This is a genomic window from Yoonia sp. JB2-21 (assembly GCF_055693545.1).
Genome location: NZ_JBVFUC010000001.1, coordinates 2,932,697 through 2,951,052, shown reverse-complemented (window position 1 = coordinate 2,951,052; position 18,356 = coordinate 2,932,697). Strand labels below are relative to the sequence as shown.

Annotated in this window: 17 protein-coding genes; 9 read left to right on the top strand and 8 right to left on the bottom strand. The window is 57.0% G+C overall.

The genetic code is table 11. The annotated features are described in order from the left end of the window. Positions 1-20 precede the first annotated feature (20 nt). The gene (cobS, locus tag ACZ1G5_RS14960; RefSeq protein ID WP_472733598.1) at positions 21-830 is read left to right on the top strand and encodes an adenosylcobinamide-GDP ribazoletransferase; all 810 of its coding nucleotides are present in this window, start codon (positions 21-23) and stop codon (positions 828-830) included. Here cobS and ACZ1G5_RS14955 read toward each other — a convergent pair. After that, on the bottom strand, positions 827-1,564 hold the full coding sequence (locus ACZ1G5_RS14955) for an FG-GAP repeat domain-containing protein (RefSeq protein WP_472733597.1): 738 nt from the start codon (positions 1,562-1,564) through the stop codon (positions 827-829). The two genes, cobS and ACZ1G5_RS14955, sit on opposite strands and share 4 nt — an antisense overlap. Next, complete coding sequence (locus ACZ1G5_RS14950; RefSeq protein ID WP_472733596.1) at positions 1,561-1,884, bottom strand: 2Fe-2S iron-sulfur cluster-binding protein; 324 nt, start codon at positions 1,882-1,884, stop codon at positions 1,561-1,563. Before ACZ1G5_RS14950 ends, ACZ1G5_RS14955 begins: the two co-directional genes overlap by 4 nt. A gap of 181 nt (positions 1,885-2,065) precedes the next feature. Between ACZ1G5_RS14950 and ACZ1G5_RS14945 the strand changes: the two genes are divergently transcribed. From ACZ1G5_RS14945 to ACZ1G5_RS14935, 3 genes are read left to right on the top strand one after another with little or no spacing between them, the layout of a single operon-like run. Then, entirely contained in the window at positions 2,066-3,073 is a 1,008-nt protein-coding gene (locus ACZ1G5_RS14945; protein WP_472733595.1) for a TAXI family TRAP transporter solute-binding subunit, read from the top strand. Between the two features lie 58 nt (positions 3,074-3,131). Continuing rightward, positions 3,132-5,225 (top strand): TRAP transporter permease, encoded by a 2,094-nt coding sequence (locus ACZ1G5_RS14940; protein ID WP_472733594.1) that lies wholly within the window; start codon positions 3,132-3,134, stop codon positions 5,223-5,225. A gap of 11 nt (positions 5,226-5,236) precedes the next feature. Continuing rightward, a complete protein-coding gene (locus tag ACZ1G5_RS14935; RefSeq protein WP_472733593.1) occupies positions 5,237-5,617 on the top strand; it encodes a GFA family protein in 381 nt (126 codons plus the stop codon). A 51-nt stretch (positions 5,618-5,668) separates the two neighbouring features. On the opposite strand, the gene ACZ1G5_RS14930 is transcribed toward ACZ1G5_RS14935, so the two are convergent. Next, positions 5,669-7,093, bottom strand: a complete 1,425-nt coding sequence (locus tag ACZ1G5_RS14930; protein WP_472734352.1) for a Do family serine endopeptidase — start codon at positions 7,091-7,093, stop codon at positions 5,669-5,671. Positions 7,094-7,358: 265 nt separating this feature from the next. Here ACZ1G5_RS14930 and ACZ1G5_RS14925 point away from each other — a divergent pair, with 265 nt between their 5' ends. Then, complete coding sequence (locus ACZ1G5_RS14925) at positions 7,359-8,033, top strand: Crp/Fnr family transcriptional regulator (protein WP_472733592.1); 675 nt, start codon at positions 7,359-7,361, stop codon at positions 8,031-8,033. 59 nt (positions 8,034-8,092) lie between these two features. Here ACZ1G5_RS14925 and hflC read toward each other — a convergent pair whose 3' ends face one another. The 4 genes from hflC to rpiA form a co-directional block, all read right to left on the bottom strand. Further along, complete coding sequence (hflC, locus tag ACZ1G5_RS14920; RefSeq protein ID WP_472733591.1) at positions 8,093-8,971, bottom strand: protease modulator HflC; 879 nt, start codon at positions 8,969-8,971, stop codon at positions 8,093-8,095. Next, positions 8,971-10,113, bottom strand: coding sequence for an FtsH protease activity modulator HflK (gene hflK, locus ACZ1G5_RS14915; RefSeq protein ID WP_472733590.1), 1,143 nt, complete (start codon positions 10,111-10,113; stop codon positions 8,971-8,973). The genes hflC and hflK overlap by 1 nt, the downstream gene beginning before the upstream one ends. A 78-nt stretch (positions 10,114-10,191) precedes the next feature. Next, complete coding sequence (locus tag ACZ1G5_RS14910) at positions 10,192-11,628, bottom strand: FAD-dependent oxidoreductase (protein WP_472733589.1); 1,437 nt, start codon at positions 11,626-11,628, stop codon at positions 10,192-10,194. 39 nt (positions 11,629-11,667) lie between these two features. After that, a complete protein-coding gene (rpiA, locus tag ACZ1G5_RS14905) occupies positions 11,668-12,456 on the bottom strand; it encodes a ribose-5-phosphate isomerase RpiA (RefSeq protein WP_472733588.1) in 789 nt (262 codons plus the stop codon). Between the two features lie 165 nt (positions 12,457-12,621). Between rpiA and ACZ1G5_RS14900 the strand changes: the two genes are divergently transcribed. The 3 genes from ACZ1G5_RS14900 (at position 12,622) to ACZ1G5_RS14890 (ending at position 15,706) form a co-directional block, all read left to right on the top strand. Next, the gene (locus tag ACZ1G5_RS14900) at positions 12,622-13,308 is read left to right on the top strand and encodes a glutathione S-transferase family protein (protein ID WP_472733587.1); all 687 of its coding nucleotides are present in this window, start codon (positions 12,622-12,624) and stop codon (positions 13,306-13,308) included. A 1-nt stretch (position 13,309) separates the two neighbouring features. Beyond that, positions 13,310-14,683 carry an L-serine ammonia-lyase gene (locus tag ACZ1G5_RS14895; protein ID WP_472733586.1) on the top strand — a complete coding sequence of 458 codons (1,374 nt, stop codon included), beginning with the start codon at positions 13,310-13,312 and terminating at the stop codon, positions 14,681-14,683. A gap of 111 nt (positions 14,684-14,794) precedes the next feature. After that, the gene (locus ACZ1G5_RS14890) at positions 14,795-15,706 is read left to right on the top strand and encodes a DMT family transporter (protein ID WP_472733585.1); all 912 of its coding nucleotides are present in this window, start codon (positions 14,795-14,797) and stop codon (positions 15,704-15,706) included. On the opposite strand, the gene ACZ1G5_RS14885 is transcribed toward ACZ1G5_RS14890, so the two are convergent. Further along, a complete protein-coding gene (locus ACZ1G5_RS14885; RefSeq protein WP_472733584.1) occupies positions 15,648-16,316 on the bottom strand; it encodes a thiamine diphosphokinase in 669 nt (222 codons plus the stop codon). The two genes, ACZ1G5_RS14890 and ACZ1G5_RS14885, sit on opposite strands and share 59 nt — an antisense overlap. A gap of 70 nt (positions 16,317-16,386) precedes the next feature. Between ACZ1G5_RS14885 and ACZ1G5_RS14880 the strand changes: the two genes are divergently transcribed. Next, the gene (locus ACZ1G5_RS14880; RefSeq protein ID WP_472733583.1) at positions 16,387-18,309 is read left to right on the top strand and encodes a hypothetical protein; all 1,923 of its coding nucleotides are present in this window, start codon (positions 16,387-16,389) and stop codon (positions 18,307-18,309) included. The last annotated feature ends 47 nt before the right edge of the window (positions 18,310-18,356 follow it).

Here is an 18,356-nt window from a genome sequence, read left to right as displayed (position 1 = left end):
GCTCCGGTCAATTCTTGCTCTTGTTTAACGCACACCGCCCCGATGAAAAGACCCCGGAAGGACGCATTTTGTACAAACACGACACTGCTTTGATCGACCGGGTTGATCTGCCTGCCGCCTTGGGTTTGCTGACGCGGTTACCAGTGATCGTCGATGGCACACGCGCGATGGAACGCGGTGCCGCTTCGGCTTGGGCTTATCCGTTGGTTGGTGTTGTTTTGGGAGTGATCCTTGCTGCCGCTACCGCGTTGATGAAATGGATCGGCTTGCCTGCAGGAATCGTTGCGGGGTTGATCCTTGCAGGATCAGTCATCCTGACAGGTGCTATGCATGAAGACGGGTTGGCCGATAGTGCGGACGGTCTTTGGGGCGGCTGGGACAAAGCGCGCAGACTTGCCATTATGAAGGACAGCCACATTGGCGTGTACGGCGTCTGCGCGATTGCGCTGTCGCTGTTGCTGCGCTGGCTGGCTTTGGTCGTGATCATTTCGGTGGGTGCCTATTGGGTGGCCTTCATCACCGTGGGGGCCGTCAGCCGCGCCAGTATGGTAGCACTGATGGCGATACTGCCCAACGCGCGAGAGGGTGGTTTGAGCACGTCTGTGGGTCGCCCCGCCACGCAAACCGTGTCGTTGGCACTGGGCATTGCGTTCGGCTTTGCCCTGCTGTGTGGTTACCCATGGGTTACCTTAGTTACAATTTTAACGACTGTGGGCTGTGGGCTGATTGCCCGCGCCAAGATCGGTGGGCAGACGGGTGATATCCTAGGCGCGACCCAGCAAGTCACGGAAATCACAGCGTTAATCGCGATTGTGGTGATGATAACCTAGCGCAAAACACGGCACGCCAGTGCCGTGGTAAAGGACCCCCGATCAACATGCGCCCCAATCGCGCGGCTCTCTAATTTACCGTTCGTTAAGGTTGTGGCCATGACTTGGGTCCAATCAGCGCTTGCCGTGATCATCTCGGGCCCGTCCCCGCAATCGCGGATACCACCGCCGATGTCGCGTTCACCAATGCGGTGATTGGTCAGACCGGGCAGGTCCGCGACAGGCTCCAGCGCGCCATCGACAAAGCGCCAGACGCGCAGGGTTTTCGCCAAATGCGGCCGGTCGATATAGGCGATTTCAATCAGTCCGTCGCCATCAAGGTCCGCCACACCAATGGGAGCAAGCCAGCGGTTCGTGCGTCCGATATGTGGGGTTGCGGCGATCTTACCGGTTTCATCATAGATCGCGAGTTGCGCGCCTTGGGGGAAGTGTGTCTCAACCACAATGACTTCGGGTGTGCCATCGTTGTCAACATCAGCAAGTCGCGGGGCGACGTCTTCGAATACGCGATCAAGCGGCAGGCGGAATTCATAGGTAGTCTTGCGCACAACAGGTTGTTGCAGCAAAGACCCTCCGGTGTTGCCCGTGCCAATCTCAAGCGTCCCCCACTCAATCGCATCGCCCAAAATGCCATGCGCGTACCGATCTGTAGGTGCTGCATATTCCGCCGAAACAATCGTCTCGGCGCAGGCAGAGGTGGCCATGATGGCCACCAATGCAAAGGTGCGGATCAAATCTGTTTTTCCGGCATCTGGACGCGCAGACCGTCCAAGTCGTCGGTAACTTTCAGCTGGCAAGTCAAGCGCGATTTGGTTGGGTTTGGCTCATATGCGAAGTCGAGCATATCTTCTTCCATTGCGTCCTTTGCAGGCAGCTTTTCAACCCAAGCGTCATCGACATAAACGTGGCAGGTCGAACAGGCGCAGGCACCGCCGCAATCGGCCTCGATCCCCGGAATGCCGTTGTCGCGCGCGCCTTCCATCACGGTCAGCCCGTTGGCGACGTCCACGACGTGTTCTTTGCCGCCATGTTCAACATACGTAATCTTGGCCATTCTCATCAGTCCCTTTGAAATCGGTCAGTTCAGCAACTTAAGTAGTGCACGTTTATCGGGCTCGCCACCCTAAATGTTGCCAAGTCGGGTGCTAACACGAATGTGTACTGTGGACTCTGGCCTGCGAATACGTACCTTCGCGATACGTTGGGGCGTGAGGCCCAAAGATAGGGAGAATCATATGAAGTATCTATCAAAGGCCGTTTTGGCGGCGAGTATTGCTGTTTCAGCACCTATGGCGCAGGCGCAAGACGCCGAAGAGGCCAGCTATATCCTTGCCACGGCATCGACCGGTGGCACATATTATCCAGTGGGCGTTGCACTTTCGACGCTTGTGAAGGTCAAGCTGGAGCCAAGCCAAAAGATCGGCATGTCCGCGATCAGCTCTGCCGGGTCTGGCGAAAACGTCCGCCTGATCCGTGAAGGCGAGGCGCAGTTCGGTATTTTGCAGGGTCTGTTTGGCTACTACGCAGCGACCGGCACGGGCCCCGTTGATGAACCGCAAGACCACCTGCGTTCCGTCACCATGCTGTGGCAAAACGTGGAGCAGTTTGTTGTGTCCTCTGATGTCGCGACAACCGGTACAATTGAAGACATGGTCGCACTCAAGGGCGAAGGCATGGCCTTGGGGCGTCAGAACTCTGGCACCATCGGATCGAACGCGACGATCATGGCAGGCTTTGGCGTCGACATTGAAAACGACTATGAGCTGGTCTTTGCAGGTTATGGCCCATCGGCCGAAGCCCTGCAAAACGGTCAGGTCAAGGGCATCGGTACGCCTGCGGGTGTTCCAACCGGTGCGGTCAGTCAATTGATGGCGGCGGCCGGTGATGGTGTGACAATGCTCAACTTCACCGATGAGCAGTTGGAAATGGCCGATGGCGGGCGTGGTCTTTGGACGCGTTACGTGATCGAAGCTGGCACCTATCCGGGTCAGGCTGAGGATATCAACACCATCGCACAGCCCAATTTCCTTGCGACACATGCTGATCTGCCAGAGGAAAATGTCTATCAGATCACCAAGACGATCTATGAAAACCTGCCGTTCCTGCAGGCGATCCACCCCGCCACCAAGGCAATGGCACTGGAAGCTGCGATTGCGGGTTTGCCTGTGCCACTGCACCCCGGCGCGGCGCGGTTCTATCAGGAACAAGGGATTGAAATCCCAGAGCGTCTGATCGCAAACTAACAATACCGCGGCCCGCGCCAACACAGGTGCGGGCCGTTTTGCACATAAGGGGACGCATATGTCTGATGAAACCCCCGTCGAACCCGCAGCCCAACGCGAGTTTGCTGGCCTGACCAATACGGCCCTCTCTATTCTTTGCTTTTTGATCGCGGTTGGGCACATCTATGTCGCCTTTGATCCGATCATTTCCGAATTCCAACGCAACGCCTATCACTTTGCTGGCTTTGCCTTTTTGGCGGCCGTCCTGAACCCACTGATCAGCGGCAAGACCCGCAGCAAGCCAATGCTGGCCTTTGATCTGATCTTGGGTGTGCTGGTGGCGGCTGCTGCGATTTACATGCCCTTTGCCGAGCAGGGCATTTATGACCGCGGCGTCAAATTCTCGACCCTTGATTGGATTGCTGCCGCGATCTGTATCGTTGGCGCGATTGAGTTGACCCGCCGTTTGACCGGCTGGGTGATCCCCAGCTTAATCATCATTGCGATTACCTATGTCGGCTGGTGGGGCCAGACCATTGGTGGCGTGTTTTCCTTTCCGGGGCTAAGTTGGGAGTCCATCGCCTTTCGGTCGATCTTTGGCGATGATGCGATGTTTGGCACAATTGCGCGGATTTCTTCAACTTTCGTGTTTTTGTTTATCATCTTCGGGGCGTTCCTTTTACGATCCGGCGCCGGGGACTTTGTCATCAACATTGCTCGCGCAATTGCGGGGCGTCTGGTTGGTGGTCCGGGGATTGTGGCTGTCATTGCATCCGGTTTGACCGGCACGATTTCGGGGTCGGCCGTAGCCAACACCGCCTCGACCGGGGTCATCACCATCCCGTTGATGAAAAAGGCGGGGTTCCCGCCCAAGTTTGCAGGCGGGGTTGAGGCCGCGTCTTCAACCGGGGGCCAGTTGATGCCCCCGATCATGGGCGCCGGTGCGTTTGTGATGGCGAGCTTTACCCAGATTCCGTATGAGACCATTGTCGCGGTCGCGGCTTTGCCCGCCCTGCTCTATTTCCTATCCGTCGTTTTCTTTGTCAGGATCGAGGCCCGCCGTTTGGGCCTGCAACCGATGGAAAGCGATGGCGAAACGGTTGGCTCTGCCTTCAAGAAAGGCGGCGCGAGTTTTGTTATCCCGATTAGTGGGTTGATTGGCATGCTGGTATCCGGGTTTACCCCTGCCTATGCTGCCGTCTTTGGCATTTTGGCCGTGATCGGATCAAGTTGGCTGACGCAGAACCCGATGGGTCCGCGCGCGGTGTTTGAGGCGATGGTGATGGGCACCAAGGGCATGATTATGACGGCGGTGCTGCTTTGTGCTGTGGGCCTTGTGGTCAACGTGATCGCGACGGCAGGCATCGGGAATACGTTTAGCCTGATGATTGCGGATTGGGCGGGTGGGAACCTGCTGATCGCCATTATCATGGTCGCGATTGCGAGCCTCGTTTTGGGCATGGGCCTGCCAGTGACGGCGGCCTATATCGTGCTGGCCACGCTCTCGGCCCCTGCCCTTGCGGGCATGATCGCAGATCGCTTTGTGATCGACGCGCTGGCCGCTGGCACCTTGGGCGACGCGGGCAATGCAGTGCTGATGTTTGGGGTGCCTAATCCTGCGGTGCTGACCGGTGCGTTGTCGGTGGAAGAGGCCACAGCAATCATCCGTGCCTTGCCGCTTGAGGTCGCCGCACCCTTGCGCGATTTGGTCGTGCCGCAAGATGTGACCGTTGCGGCCATTCTGTCTGCGCATATGATCATCTTTTGGCTAAGCCAGGACAGCAACGTGACCCCACCCGTGGCGCTTGCGGCCTTTACAGCCGCGGCCATCGCCAAGGCCCCCGCAATGGCGACCGGATTTGCCAGTTGGAAGCTTGCCAAGGGTCTTTATATCGTGCCGCTGATGATGGCCTACACACCTTTTCTGTCAGGCGACTGGGGGGTGATGCTGGTCATCTTCGCGTTTGGCGTTGTGGGCATCTATGGCCTTGCGGGCGCGTTGCAAGGCTGCATGGAGGCCCCGCTGAACCCGATCACGCGGGTTATTGTGGGGCTGGCCGGTGCAGCCTGCATTTGGCCTGCACCCATCGGGGTGCATATTGGTGGTGCAGCTGTCGTGATCACACTTTTGATCATCAACTCCCGCCAATTGCAAAGACCGGTCCCCGCCTAGGGAGGATGACAATGCATCAGGGAAGTTGTCTGTGTGGCGCGGTACGTTTCACCGTCGAAGGCGATTTGCCAGACATCAATGCCTGTCACTGCGTCGCGTGCCGGAAACACTCGGGGCATTATGAGGCCTCGGTGGATGTACCCCGCGCAGCCCTGACGGTGACGGGTGAAGACCAAGTCGGCTGGTATCAATCATCAGAAAAAGTGCGACGCGGCTTTTGCACGACCTGTGGGTCCACGCTCTTTTGGGACCCGATATTCCAAGATTGGACAGCCGTCGCAATGGGCGCATTTGATACGCCCACCCATACCAAGCTGGCCCGGCATATATTTGTCAGTGAAAAGGGTGACTATTACGACATTGCCGATGGCCTGCCACAGAATGCCACCTAACGAAAAAGGCGGCCCCGGGGGACCGCCTTTCGACTTGTTTGGTGTGTGACCTTATTCTTCCAAGGACAGCGCGACAAAGCGTGGATCACCGCCACGGCGCACCAGCAACAGGATAGACTTGCGACCTGCTTCGGTGGCGGCGGTGATCTGCTCTTCCAGTTCGGCAGGATCGGTGATCGCTTCTTGCCCAGCCTCGGTGATCACGTCACCTTCCAACAGGCCCTTTGATGCAGCTTCTGAATCCGGGTTGATCCCTGTGATCACCAGACCTGTGTCGACCGTCAGTGAGAACTGATCGGTCAATTCTGGTGTGATTGGTGACAGGGTCAATCCCAAAATTTCGGACTGTTCTGGCGTTGCCTCTTCGTCGGTAGATGCAGGGAACGCAACCGCCTCAGAGGTTTCACGACGGCCCAGAACGACAACTAGATCCTCGGTATCGCCGTCACGCAGGACAACGACTGGAACCTCTTTACCGACAGGGGAGTTCCCCACGATGCGGACCAGTTCGCGCGTATCTTCGATCTCGATTTCGTCGAAATTGATGATCACGTCACCGGCCAGCATTCCAGCATTTTCAGCAGGACCGGCAGGTACGTCTGTCACCAAAGCGCCGCGGGCAAGGTCGAGCCCTTCAATGGCGTCAACCATGTCAGGTGTGACATCCTGAATACGCACACCCAACCAGCCACGGCGTGTTTCACCAAATTCGATCAGTTGATCGACCACATTGGTCACAACAGCCGAGGACATCGCAAAACCGATCCCGATAGAGCCGCCATTTGGCGAAAGGATCGCCGTGTTCACGCCGATCACCTCGCCGTTCATGTTGAACAGCGGACCGCCGGAATTGCCACGGTTAATCGCGGCATCTGTCTGGATGTAGTCGTCATAGGTGCCGGAAAGCGCACGATCACGCGCTGATACGATACCAGCAGAGACCGAGAAGCCCTGACCAAGTGGATTACCCATCGCCATCACCCAATCGCCGACCCGTGAACCTTCGGCTGTGCTGTCACCAAAGGGAACGAACGGCAAACCATCAAGGTCAACCTTGAGGACGGCAATATCGGTGTTGGGGTCTGTCCCGACAAGCTCGGCTGGGACACCGGGTTCACCGCCGGGGTAGAATTCGATCAGGATTTCGTCGGCGCCTTCGATCACGTGGTTGTTGGTGACGATGTAGCCATCTTCGGAAATCACAAACCCTGATCCGAGCGCAGAAGAGCGACGCTGCCCGTCACCGGGACCGCGATCAAGGTCGTTGAAGAAATCCTCAAACGGTGATCCTTCTGGCACCAGCCCTTGTGGACCTGTGCGCCCGGCGATTGTTGTGCTGGTGGTGATATTCACCACCGACGGGCTGACTTGTTCGGCAAGATCAGCAAATGTTGCGGGCCGATTTTGCGCATGTGCAAGCGTCACTTGCGCCAGTACCAATGCGAAGGCGACGGCCAATGTCGTCACGAACGCCATCAGCAGCCGGCGGGCGCGCTGTTGGTCTTGTTGAATTGCGATTGCCTTGGACTTCACTGGGCAAATCTCCTTTGTCTTGGACATGGGGCGCAAAACGCAGGCCCCGTTTTTCTGAACATGATGTTCTATGTAGGGCGACAATTGTGCAACGCAAACTTCGCTACTCAACGCTCAATAGGACGTGATTTTTCGTGTGTTGCTTGCAATGTGATAGGTTTGGGCATCTGTTGATCGCAAATCATGTCTGAGTTCCCGAGTATCGCCTATGTTGCCGCAGTTCTTGTCCCCGTCCGTTTTGATCATGCTTGCGGGAGGTGTTCAGATCTTTGGCTACCTTCTGATCAATCAGACCTATTTGCGGCTGACGATGCTGTGCAGCACCTCGCTTTATATTCTTTATTATTTCCAAGCAGCTGACACGCCTCTTTGGGGCGCAATTGGCGTGTCCGTTATGACGTTGGTCGCTATTCTGATCGGGCTGGCCGCACTTTATGCGCGCAACGCCAGCTGGTCGGTTCCCGAAGAACACAAAGATATCTATCCGCTCTTTGATGAATTGATCCCGGGTGACTTCCGCAAGGTGATGCGTGTCGCCACCCGCAAAACACTGACCGAGCCCATGATCGTCACTCAGGAAGGAAAGGCGCCCGACGACCTGATCTTCGTGGTCAAAGGCACTTTCTTTGTCCAAAAGGGCAATGTCCATTTTGATGTCCCCGGTCCCACTTTCGTCGGAGAGGTCGCTTATCTGCGGGACACACCAAGTGCTGCGACAACAACGCTGCCTGCGGACACAGAGATCGTAGTGTGGTCCCGCGCCGATTTAACCAAACATATGCGCGCCGCACCCCGCCTGAAACTAGCGTTGGATGCGCTGATCTCGCGGGATTTGGCAAATAAAGTGTCATTGGCCATCTCGCCCGACGCAAAACATGGTTAGTCGCAAATAAAAAGGGCCAGCGCAGTGGCTGGCCCTTCCGTGTTCATCGCCCGATCAGCTTACTCGCCAAAGTTGCCGTCGTCTGATTTCAGATAGTTAAAGAACTCATTGTCAGGTGACAGGACCATGGTCGAATTCCCCGGACGCAGTGACCGCTGGTAGGCGGTCATGGAGCGGTAGAATTCAAAGAATTCCGGATCAGCACCAAAGGCTTCGGCGAAGATGGCGTTACGCTGCGCGTCTGCCTCACCCTGAATGATCTGACCTTCACGTTGTGCTTCTGACACAAGTTCAATCACAGTCCGGTCCGCACCCGCGCGAATACGCTGGGCGGCTTCGTTACCGCGCGCACGTTCGTCTGCGGCTTCCCGGTCACGTTCGGCTTTCATACGCTCATAGGTCGCGTTGAGGTTTTCTGGCGGCAGGTCAGTGCGCTTAAGACGCACGTCAATCACCTCTAGCCCCAGCGCGCGCGCTTCGGTTATTGCAGATGCGCGAATACGCAACATCAGCGCCGCGCGATCGACCGACAAAATATCGTTGGAAGATACCGAACCCAGAACCTCACGCGTTTCAGCGCGCAAGATGCTGTCCAACCGACGGGCCGCAGCCTCTTCCCCGCCGGCACCAACGGCGCGACGGAACTGTTCGACGTCCGAAATCCGGTAGCGCGCGAAGGCATCGACGACCAAACGACGGTCATCAGATGGTGTGACCTCCAGTGGTTCGAGATCACGGCTGAGGATACGGTCGTCATAGCGCACGACCTCTTGGATCAGTGGGATTTTGAAGCCCAGTCCCGGCTCTTCCTGCACCTTCACGATTTGACCAAATTGCAGGACCAGCGCCTTTTGGCGTTCGTCCACGATGAAGAGTGATGACATAATGCCAATGACGATGACCGCGACGGCGGGCAGAAGGAATGCTGACTTACGCATTAGTTTGACCCCTCAGTTGTGTTGCGACGCAGATCGTTCAGCGGCAGATATGGCACAACGCCCTGCCCCCCGCCGTCGCCTTCATCAAGCAAGATGATGTCGACGCCACCAAGAACGCTTTCCATGGTTTCCAGATAGAGGCGCTTGCGTGTGACTTCCGGTGCTAGCAAATATTCTGTCAAAACGGCCGAGAAGCGGCTGGCTTCACCGGTCGCTTCGTTCACCACGCGGGCGCGGTACCCTTCGGCTTGTTCGAGGATTTGCGCCGCTTGACCACGGGCTTCTGCAACCACTTGGTTTGCATAGGCATCGGCCACGTTTTGCACCCGGTCACGTTCCTGTTCCGCATCCTGAACGGCGCGGAACGAGGCGATAACAGGCTCTGGTGGGTCAGCCTTGTCAAAGTTGACACGGATGATGTTCACACCGGAATCGTAGTCATCCAGCGTGCTTTGGATTAGATCACGCAAACGGTCTGCAATTGCGCCACGGTCCCGGTTCAGGATCGGGGCCAGGTCCGACTGTGCAATAATCTCGCGCATGGCCGATTCAGCGACCGCTTCAATTGTTTGTGGCGGATTGGCGAGGCTGAACAGGTAGAGTTGTGGATCCGTGATGTTCCAGACCACCTGGAAATCAATGTCCACAATGTTTTCGTCACCTGTCAGCATCAGACCGGCGTCCATACCGGACCGACTGGTGCCGATGTCGATGTTGCGTTCGGAGGTCACCGCGATGACCTCGCGGCTGACAATGGGCCAAGGCGCAAAGTTCAAACCAGGTTCACCAACAGCGCGAAATTCACCCAAGAACAATTCGACCGATTTTTCTTCAGGACGGACCGTATAAAATGAGGCACCGAGCCAAGCAATGATAGCAATGATAAAACCAAGGCCAACCATGCCGCGTGTGATCTGAGGACCACCACCGCCGCCGACGGATCCGCCGCCGCCATTGTTGCCACCGCCGCCCATCAGCACGCGCAGTTGTTCGCGGCCCTTGTTCACCAGTTCATCAATCTCGGGAATGTTCGGGCCTTCATTGCCTGGCTTGCGACCACCGCTGTCGCGGTCATCGTCTTTTCTGCCGCCAGAGCCGTTGTTTCCACCGCCGCCCCACGGGCCACCGTTATTTCCTGCCATTGTTTCCTATGCTTCCTTTCAGCGATGCCCCACCGTCGCGGGCCTTCTCCATGCCATGTGTGGCTTGATCTTGTGAAATCAAGCGGTGCGCATGGGTTCCTTCATTGTCACAAGTTCCTCGGCCATCGTCGGGTGAACGGCAACGGTTCTGTCAAAGTCTTCTTTGGTCGCACCCATCTTTACAGCGATCCCAGCAAGTTGGATCATTTCGCCCGCATGATCTGCGACGATATGACAACCCAAAACCTTGCGCGTTGCGACACTGACCACAAGCTTCATTAACACCCGGTCATCGCGGCCCGCAAAGGCATGGTTCATCGGTTTGAATGAGGTGCAATAAATCTCGACCGGTTCGATGTCGCGCGCTTCTTCTTCTGTCAGGCCCACAGTGCCCAGTTCCGGTTGTGTAAACACAGCCGAGGGAATCAATTCGTGGTCCACTGGCGTTGGGTTGCCCTTAAAGACCGTTTCAACAAAGGCCATGCCTTCGCGGATTGCCACAGGTGTCAGTTGCACGCGGTTGGTGACGTCGCCAATTGCGTAGATGGATGGCACAGCAGTCTGGCTATAGTCGTCCACGACGATCTCGCCCCGCCGCCCGACTTTTACGCCGGCCTCTTCAAGTCCCATACCGTCTGTGTTCGGGGACCGGCCAGTTGCAAACATCACCTGATCATAGACCTTTTCGGTCCCGTTGGTCGCCTTGACCCAAATCCCGTGACCAGTGCCGCCTTGCGGCAAGGCCGCAGGCTTGCCATCTTCCATTGGCACACCTTCTTGCACACCGGCAAGATCATCAGCAGTGGCGGCGCGCATCTCGACGACGTTTGTGCCAAGATGCAGGTCCACGCCCTTTGCGCGCATACCTTCAGCAACCAAGCCACGTGCTTCATCGTCAAACCCGCGAAGGATTTGCGCGCCCCGATAGAACTGCGTCACTTTTACACCGAGGCCATTCAGGATGCCCGCGAATTCAGACGCAATATAGCCGCCGCCAATGATCAGGATCGACTTGGGCATCTCTTTGAGAAGGAAAATCTCATTTGAGGTAATCCCCAATTCCGACCCCGGCATGTCGGGCACGACCGGGCGACCACCGGTGGCAACAAGGATATGTTTGGCCGTCACCTCTTTCCCCGTCGAGAGCGTGACAGTGTGCGGATCTTTCAGTGATGCGCGCGCGTCGAAAATCTCGACATCCGAACCGTTCAAAAGCTTGCGATAAATACCCTCAAGACGATCAAGTTCGGTGTTTAGCTTGGCGCTGAAGCGCGTCCAGTCAAACGGGCCATCCGTCACGTCCCAGCCGTAAGCACGCGCGTCATCGAACATTTCCGAAAAGCCCGAGGCAAAGACCATCAGCTTTTTGGGCACACAGCCGCGAATGACGCAGGTACCGCCCATGCGGTATTCTTCCGCGAGCGCAACTTTCGCCCCCGTCGCAGAAGCAACACGTGCGGCGCGCACACCGCCGGAACCGCCCCCGATGACGAAAAGGTCATAGTCAAATGTCATTGTAAGGGCTCCGATATTGATGGGTTTTGGCCAGACCGTTCAGTCGGCCATATCAGAAAAGATGTTATCATCGTCCAGCACATCAAAACGTACAACGTCAGATGTGTCGTTTGTGATGTCACGGGTGGTCACAGTGCCGTCACCGTGGCCCACAATGACCACGTCACAGATATCAATGAACAATCCGTTTTCAACGACGCCGGGGATCTGATTGATGACAAGGCTGAGCTGTCGTGGATTGCCAATCCGCTTGAGGTGCAGATCAAGGATGAAGTTCCCCTCATCTGTCACAAATGGCTGTCCACCGGCCATGCGTTGCACGACTTCGTTGCCAAGCACATCCATGCCGGTCAGCGTTTCTTCGATCAGGTTCTGCGTCACCGGCAGACCAAACGGCACGACCTCCAGTGGCAAGGGAAATGCGCCCAGCGTGTCGACCTTCTTGCTGGCATCCGCAATCACGATCATGCGATCGCTTGCGGTCGCAACGATCTTTTCGCGTAAATGTGCGCCGCCGCCGCCTTTGATCAGTGTCAGTTCGTCGTCATACTCATCCGTGCCGTCGATGGTGATGTCCAGCCACTTGGCCTCTTCCAGAGTGATCACATCGATGCCAACTTCGCGGGCTAGTTTTGCCGTCCGGTTCGACGTCGGCACGCCTTTGATCTTTAGCCCCTCTTCGCGGACCATTTCGCCCAAGCACTGCACCATCCATGCCGCAGTTGATCCCGTTCCAAGACCAACCTTCATGCCGGACTCGACATATTCCGTCGCCTGTTTACTGGCGACAAATTTCACCTTGTCGATCGGGGACAACTGACCACCCATGATGCACACTCCAAAACGCGTTCACCGTGGTTATAGGCAAGATTGCAGCGGGGTGCGAGGCCCCAATTGACCATATGTCCGACGGCCGGTCGTCGCGCGCTTTTTCTTCGGCGAAACGTCGTATTTGACATCTCAGGACGGCTAACGATCCGTTAGCCACGCACTATGAGCACCGTATTGCGTCTTCACTATGCCCCGGACAACGCATCTCTCTGCGTGCGCCTCGCGCTGGAAGAGCTGCAACTGGACTATGACACCTGCCTTGTTGATCGTCGCAGGCAGGCCCACAAGTCCGCGGATTTTCTGGCGCTTAATCCCAATGGGGTCATACCGGTTCTGGAAACCGTGCACGGACCAATGTTTGAGACAGCTGCGATCCTGTTGTGGCTGGCCGACAAACAGGGCCGTTTGATGTCGGCGCCGCAAGACCCGGCGCGCGCCCACGCGACACAATGGCTGTTTTGGTTATCAAACACACTGCATCCGACATTGCGGACCCTATTCTATCCGTCACACTACATTGACGCAGGCATCGAGGCCTTGCGCCGCAAAAGCCGCGCGCGGCTGACAGCGCACTTGGATCTTTTGGACGCGGCTCCAAACGCCGACTGGTTGGACTGCCAGGAAGCCACAGTGCAAGGCTGTTATCTTGGACCAATGTTGCGCTGGAGTGCGCTTTATGGTGGCCAGCAGGGTCGGTTTGATCTGACCCGTTGGCCGCGCCTGTTGGCATTTGCCAAACGGACAGAAGCACGCGATGCTGTTATGCGTGCCAGCGTGGCCGAAGGGCTGGGTCCGACACCGTTCTCTGAACCATCACCTTGCGACCCACCGGAAGGATCCGCACTCTAACATGTTTTTGTCTGTTTTTGATATGTTCAAGGTGGGTGTCGGCCCATCATCATCACACACCATCGGCCCGATGGTCGCAGCCGGACGTTTTCTCGATCACCTGCGCGCACAGCCCTTCGGGGTTGCGGGTTTGCAAGCCTCGCTTCACGGAAGTCTGGCATTTACCGGGGTGGGACACGCAACCGACCGCGCGGTGATCCTTGGGCTGGCGGGATTTCAGGCCGAAACCTACGACGCGGCAAGGGCCGAGGCCGAACTTGCGCGAATTGCGACAGATCACACTGTGACGCCTGAAGGGCTTGGCACATTAAAGTTTCGTCCCAAAGACGATCTGATCTTTGACTATGGGCCTGCCTTGCCCGGACATGCCAATGGCCTGATTTTGCGCGGCACTGACGCGCAGGGCGATGTGATTATTCAAGTGACATACTATTCAATTGGTGGTGGATTTGTCCTGACCGACGCAGAGCTTGCCGCAGGCAAAGACAGCGACACCGGCCCGCCCGTCCCCTTTCCGTTTCAAACCGCGAAAGAGATGCTGGATATGGCGGATATGGCGGGCAAATCGATTGCTCAGATGAAACGTACCAATGAATTGTCGCGCATGCCCGGGGCCGATCTGGACAATGGCCTTGCGCGGATCTGGGAGGTGATGAACGATTGCATCAGACGCGGTTTGGAAACCGACGGCATCCTGCCCGGCGGCCTGCAAGTGCGGCGCCGTGCCAAAGGCATCTATGATGCGCTGCTGGCTGAGCGTGGAATGAACCTGACGGCGCCCCATACGATCAATGATTTTATGTCGACTTACGCAATGGCCGTGAATGAGGAAAATGCGGCGGGCGGCCAAGTCGTCACCGCGCCGACAAATGGTGCCGCAGGTGTGATCCCAGCGACCATTCGTTATTGGCTGGACCATGTCCCGGGGGCCACGGCGGCCCGCGTGCCGGAGTTTTTGCTGACGGCGGCGGCAGTTGGCGGGCTGATCAAATATAATGCGTCAATTTCCGGGGCTGAGTGTGGCTGTCAGGCGGAAGTTGGCAGTGCCGCCGCGATGGCCGCGGCCGGCCTTGCGGCCGTTCTTGGCGGAACCCCGGAACAGATTGAAAATGCGGCAGAAATTGCGCTGGAACATCATCTAGGCATGACCTGCGATCCGGTCAAAGGGCTGGTGCAGGTCCCCTGCATCGAGCGCAATGGGCTGGGGGCGATCAAGGCGGTATCGGCGGCATCTTTGGCCATGCGCGGCGACGGGGTGCATCTGGTGTCGCTGGATGTTGCGATTGAAACGATGCGCCAGACAGGCGCGGATATGAGCGAGAAATACAAGGAAACCGCCTTGGGTGGTTTGGCGGTGAATGTGCCCAATTGCTAGGGTCCGTTCCGGTCGCGGGCGCTGATGCCTCCGGCGGGAGTTTTCAGGGCAAATTGATAAGCAATTTGGGCGATGATTGCCGCCTGTCTCATCTGTGCCTAGGGTAGCACAATGACGAATGACCGCCCCTTTCTTGGTGTGATGCTGATGCTGGCCTTTTGTGTGCTGGCCCCCTTGGGCGACAGCATTGCCAAGCTGTTGGGTGGGCTTGTCGCCCTGAGCGTTTTGGTTTTTGTGCGGTTCAGCATTCAGGCGATCATTCTGGTCCCACTTGTTGCACTCAATGGACAAGGGTTTCGGATGCCGCCGGGCATTCTTGTTTGGACATTGATCCGCACCGTTTTGCACATTCTTGGCATCGGACTGATGTTTCGTGCCTTGCAGTATCTGCCGTTAGCGGACGCGCTGGCCATCGCTTTTGTCATGCCATTTATTATGCTGCTATTGGGCCATTTTGCCATGGGCGAACATGTCGGCCTACAACGGATGGTCGCATGCGCCATCGGTTTTGTCGGCACCCTTTTGGTTATCCAGCCCAACTTTGTCGAAGTCGGCTATCCTGCCCTGCTGCCTTTGGGCGTTGCAGTTGTCTTTGCCCTTTTTATGATGGTCACCCGACGGATCGCACGGGCAATGGACCCGATCAAACTGCAGGCGATCAGCGGCATGCAGGCGACCTTTATCCTTTTGATTGTGTTGACGTTTCTGCCCACCACTTTTGGCGAGGTCAGCCTTCAATTCGACATGCGAACGTGGGTACTGTTGGGCGCATTGGGGCTGATCGGCACTTTCGCCCACCTGTTCATGACATGGAGTTTACGCTTTGCCCCCGCATCGACGCTGGCACCGATGCAATATCTTGAAATCCCCTTTGGCACAGCCGTTGGATGGTTGATCTTTTCCGACTTGCCCAATGGTCTTGCAGCGGTGGGAATTTGCATCACCGTGGGTGCCGGACTTTATATCATCCTGCGCGAACGGCGGCTTGCAAGGCAGTCTGCAAAAGCGCCCGGGGCAGTGTGACCAGCGCAGGACCATCGACCTGCAGCGTCACCGGGCCACCGGTGGCTTCGTTTGATGGGCTGGCAAACCCCGCAGGGGTCATGCGTTGATCGGCAAAAGGCCAGACCACACCGGCGACCGTCACGGTCGCATCGCCCAATGCCATGATTGACACGCGGGTCCCCGCAGGCGCGTCAAATGAGGTCACGCCCTGTCTTGCGACAAAACAAATGTCATCTGCGTCCGCCAGAACAACAGCCCGATCCGCAAAGCGTGCCATGACATTCAAGACCGAAAGCGTGTGGTCTATGCGACCACCCGTGAACCCCAACCCCAGAATGATCGGTGCCGCGACCCGCGCCAGCGCCTTTTCAAAGTCGGTCGAGGACTGCTCTGGCACATGACACAATTGATCCGCAAATGTGGCACGTGCCCGCGCTGACAGACTATCCAGGTCACCAATGACAGCAGCTGGCGTTACCGCCGCATCCAAAAGATGATTTGCGCCGCCATCAACGCCAATAAAGGTCGAAACATCCTTAAAAACCGCCGAAATTGCGTCACGTGCGATTGGGGCTCCCCCTACCAGACAGACTAGTTTAGAACTTGAAACAATTGTTTCTAACGGCAAAGATTGCACCTCTATTCACAAACATTCCCCAAAAGGGCCACAAAATGAGCCCGAATGTCAGGTGTGTCTGTTGTCGAGTAAGAACCAGTATCTGTCCAGCGGGCCGCCGCTGAAAACCAAAAGAAAGCGTGAACTCATGGACGAGAACAACCAAATTCTTGATGTGACCTACGGCAATTTTTCCTGCCGTCTTGAAGGGTTCGAAGATTCGGTCGAGACAATGAAAACCGTTGTGGCGTTCTTTCACGATCTTGCGGGTCATGAACGGTTTATGGATGTGCCACCGCTGGCCCCGGACATGGATACGCTGGCCCGCCTGACAGAAGAACAATCTGGCCAGTCTGTTGAGATCCAAGGCGAGGCCAACAGCGTCAGCTTGCGCGCCCTGAAAGATGATGACGACAGCGATCTGATGGATGAGGTCGCCGCACTTGAAGATGAACTGGACGAGGTGCCCGAGACAGATGACGCAGGCGATGCGATGGCGGACGAAGCTGACGTAGACGCGGCAGTTGATCACTTTGATATCGAGGCCAGTGTCGCAGACAAGCTGCAGCGCATTCGCGAGGTAGTGGACGGCAGCCCGGAGACCGAGACCGAAGAGTTTGCCGAGGACCTGAGCGACGATGCTGCAGAAGCTGCGACATCAACCAACCCATTGAGTCAGCGCCTGGCTGATTTGGCGCAACACAGCGCCGAAATTGCGCAAGAGGACGGTGACGCGGCAGACAATCTGCGTGACGTGTTCGATGAAACCGCCAACGAAGAAGAGGCGCTGGACGACGACGTCAACGCGTTCGACGATGATGAATTCGACGCGCCGGATAGTGACGATGACGCAGAAGCCGCCGAAGCAGATACATCCGACCATACCGACGACGTTGCCGCAGACGACCACGAGGACGACAGCCTGCCCGACGCGGAGGCTGAGGATGACCTTGCTGCAACTGATGCAGATCAGGATGTCGACGCAGGCAACGATGAAGCCGCGGAAGATGAAACAGACGATGCCGTCACCGCAGATGAAGCTGAGCCGGCAGAGGCCAAGAGTGGCAGGCAAAAGACAGAGCCGCTTGTGCTGACGGCCGACGACGTTGCACCACTGTCCGACGAAGATGCCGATGCCGCAAGCGCATCTGACGACGACGATGACTTTGATTTGGAAAAGGAAGTCGCAAAGGTCGAAGCAGAAATCGCCGCGCGTCAGGAAGGCGGCGTTGCCCGTCATGGTCTGCCCCGCAGTGTCGAAGATGCGATGAGCCGCATCATGTCGCAGACCGATCAACACCTAAACCAGCCCGAAAGCCGCCGCCATCGCGACGCCTTTGCACAGCTCAAGGCCGCCGTTGCCGCAACTGAAGCAGCACGCCAGCTTGGCGATGCGGGCGCGAACAAGCCTGATCCGGATGAGGCGTTCAAAGATGATCTTGGTGCCCACGACGCCGAGGAAAAGATCAAAAGCCAGGCGATTGCATCTGCACCGCTGCAACTGGTGCCGTCTCAGAAGGTTGAACCAGAAGATGATGCCGATGCGGAAGCCGCCCAAAAGCCAGAGCCCGCAAAAACACGGTTTATTGAACCCGTCACGGATCCGACACCTGAGGCCGAAGAAACAAGCGACGCATCCAAGCCACTTGACGCCAATTCAGAACGTCTGCGCCAGATCGCAGCCCTGAAAGAAGCTGACACCGCGACGGAATCCGCCGGTTTTGCAGAATTTGCCGCAGCACATGGGGCCACAGAACTTGTCGATCAACTGGAAGCGGCTGGTGCCTATATCTGTTTTGTTGAAGGCGCGCCCGACTTTTCACGCCCGCAGGTCATGAAAGTTGTGCAATCTGCTTCCAGCGAAGAGATCACACGCGAAGACGGCCTGCGCTGCTTTGGCCGCTTGCTGCGCCAATCACGTCTGGTCAAGCTGGCCAACGGTCGTTTTCAGGTTGCGGACAACACGCAATATCGCCCTGACGGGGACCAAGCCGCGCAGGGCTGAGGGTTAATGTGATATTCTGCGAAAGGCGGGGCATGTCCCCGCCTTTT

Coding starts and splice junctions, on each gene's coding strand:
- ACZ1G5_RS14930 (WP_472734352.1), bottom strand. CDS start 7,093: ATGGCGTTCGTGACGACATTGGCCGTCGCCTTCGCATTGGTACTGGCG.
- ACZ1G5_RS14950 (WP_472733596.1), bottom strand. CDS start 1,884: ATGGCCAAGATTACGTATGTTGAACATGGCGGCAAAGAACACGTCGTG.
- ACZ1G5_RS14925 (WP_472733592.1), top strand. CDS start 7,359: ATGTTGCCGCAGTTCTTGTCCCCGTCCGTTTTGATCATGCTTGCGGGA.
- ACZ1G5_RS14910 (WP_472733589.1), bottom strand. CDS start 11,628: ATGACATTTGACTATGACCTTTTCGTCATCGGGGGCGGTTCCGGCGGT.
- ACZ1G5_RS14895 (WP_472733586.1), top strand. CDS start 13,310: ATGTTTTTGTCTGTTTTTGATATGTTCAAGGTGGGTGTCGGCCCATCA.
- ACZ1G5_RS14890 (WP_472733585.1), top strand. CDS start 14,795: ATGACGAATGACCGCCCCTTTCTTGGTGTGATGCTGATGCTGGCCTTT.
- hflC (WP_472733591.1), bottom strand. CDS start 8,971: ATGCGTAAGTCAGCATTCCTTCTGCCCGCCGTCGCGGTCATCGTCATT.
- rpiA (WP_472733588.1), bottom strand. CDS start 12,456: ATGGGTGGTCAGTTGTCCCCGATCGACAAGGTGAAATTTGTCGCCAGT.
- ACZ1G5_RS14900 (WP_472733587.1), top strand. CDS start 12,622: ATGAGCACCGTATTGCGTCTTCACTATGCCCCGGACAACGCATCTCTC.
- ACZ1G5_RS14935 (WP_472733593.1), top strand. CDS start 5,237: ATGCATCAGGGAAGTTGTCTGTGTGGCGCGGTACGTTTCACCGTCGAA.
- ACZ1G5_RS14945 (WP_472733595.1), top strand. CDS start 2,066: ATGAAGTATCTATCAAAGGCCGTTTTGGCGGCGAGTATTGCTGTTTCA.
- hflK (WP_472733590.1), bottom strand. CDS start 10,113: ATGGCAGGAAATAACGGTGGCCCGTGGGGCGGCGGTGGAAACAACGGC.
- ACZ1G5_RS14940 (WP_472733594.1), top strand. CDS start 3,132: ATGTCTGATGAAACCCCCGTCGAACCCGCAGCCCAACGCGAGTTTGCT.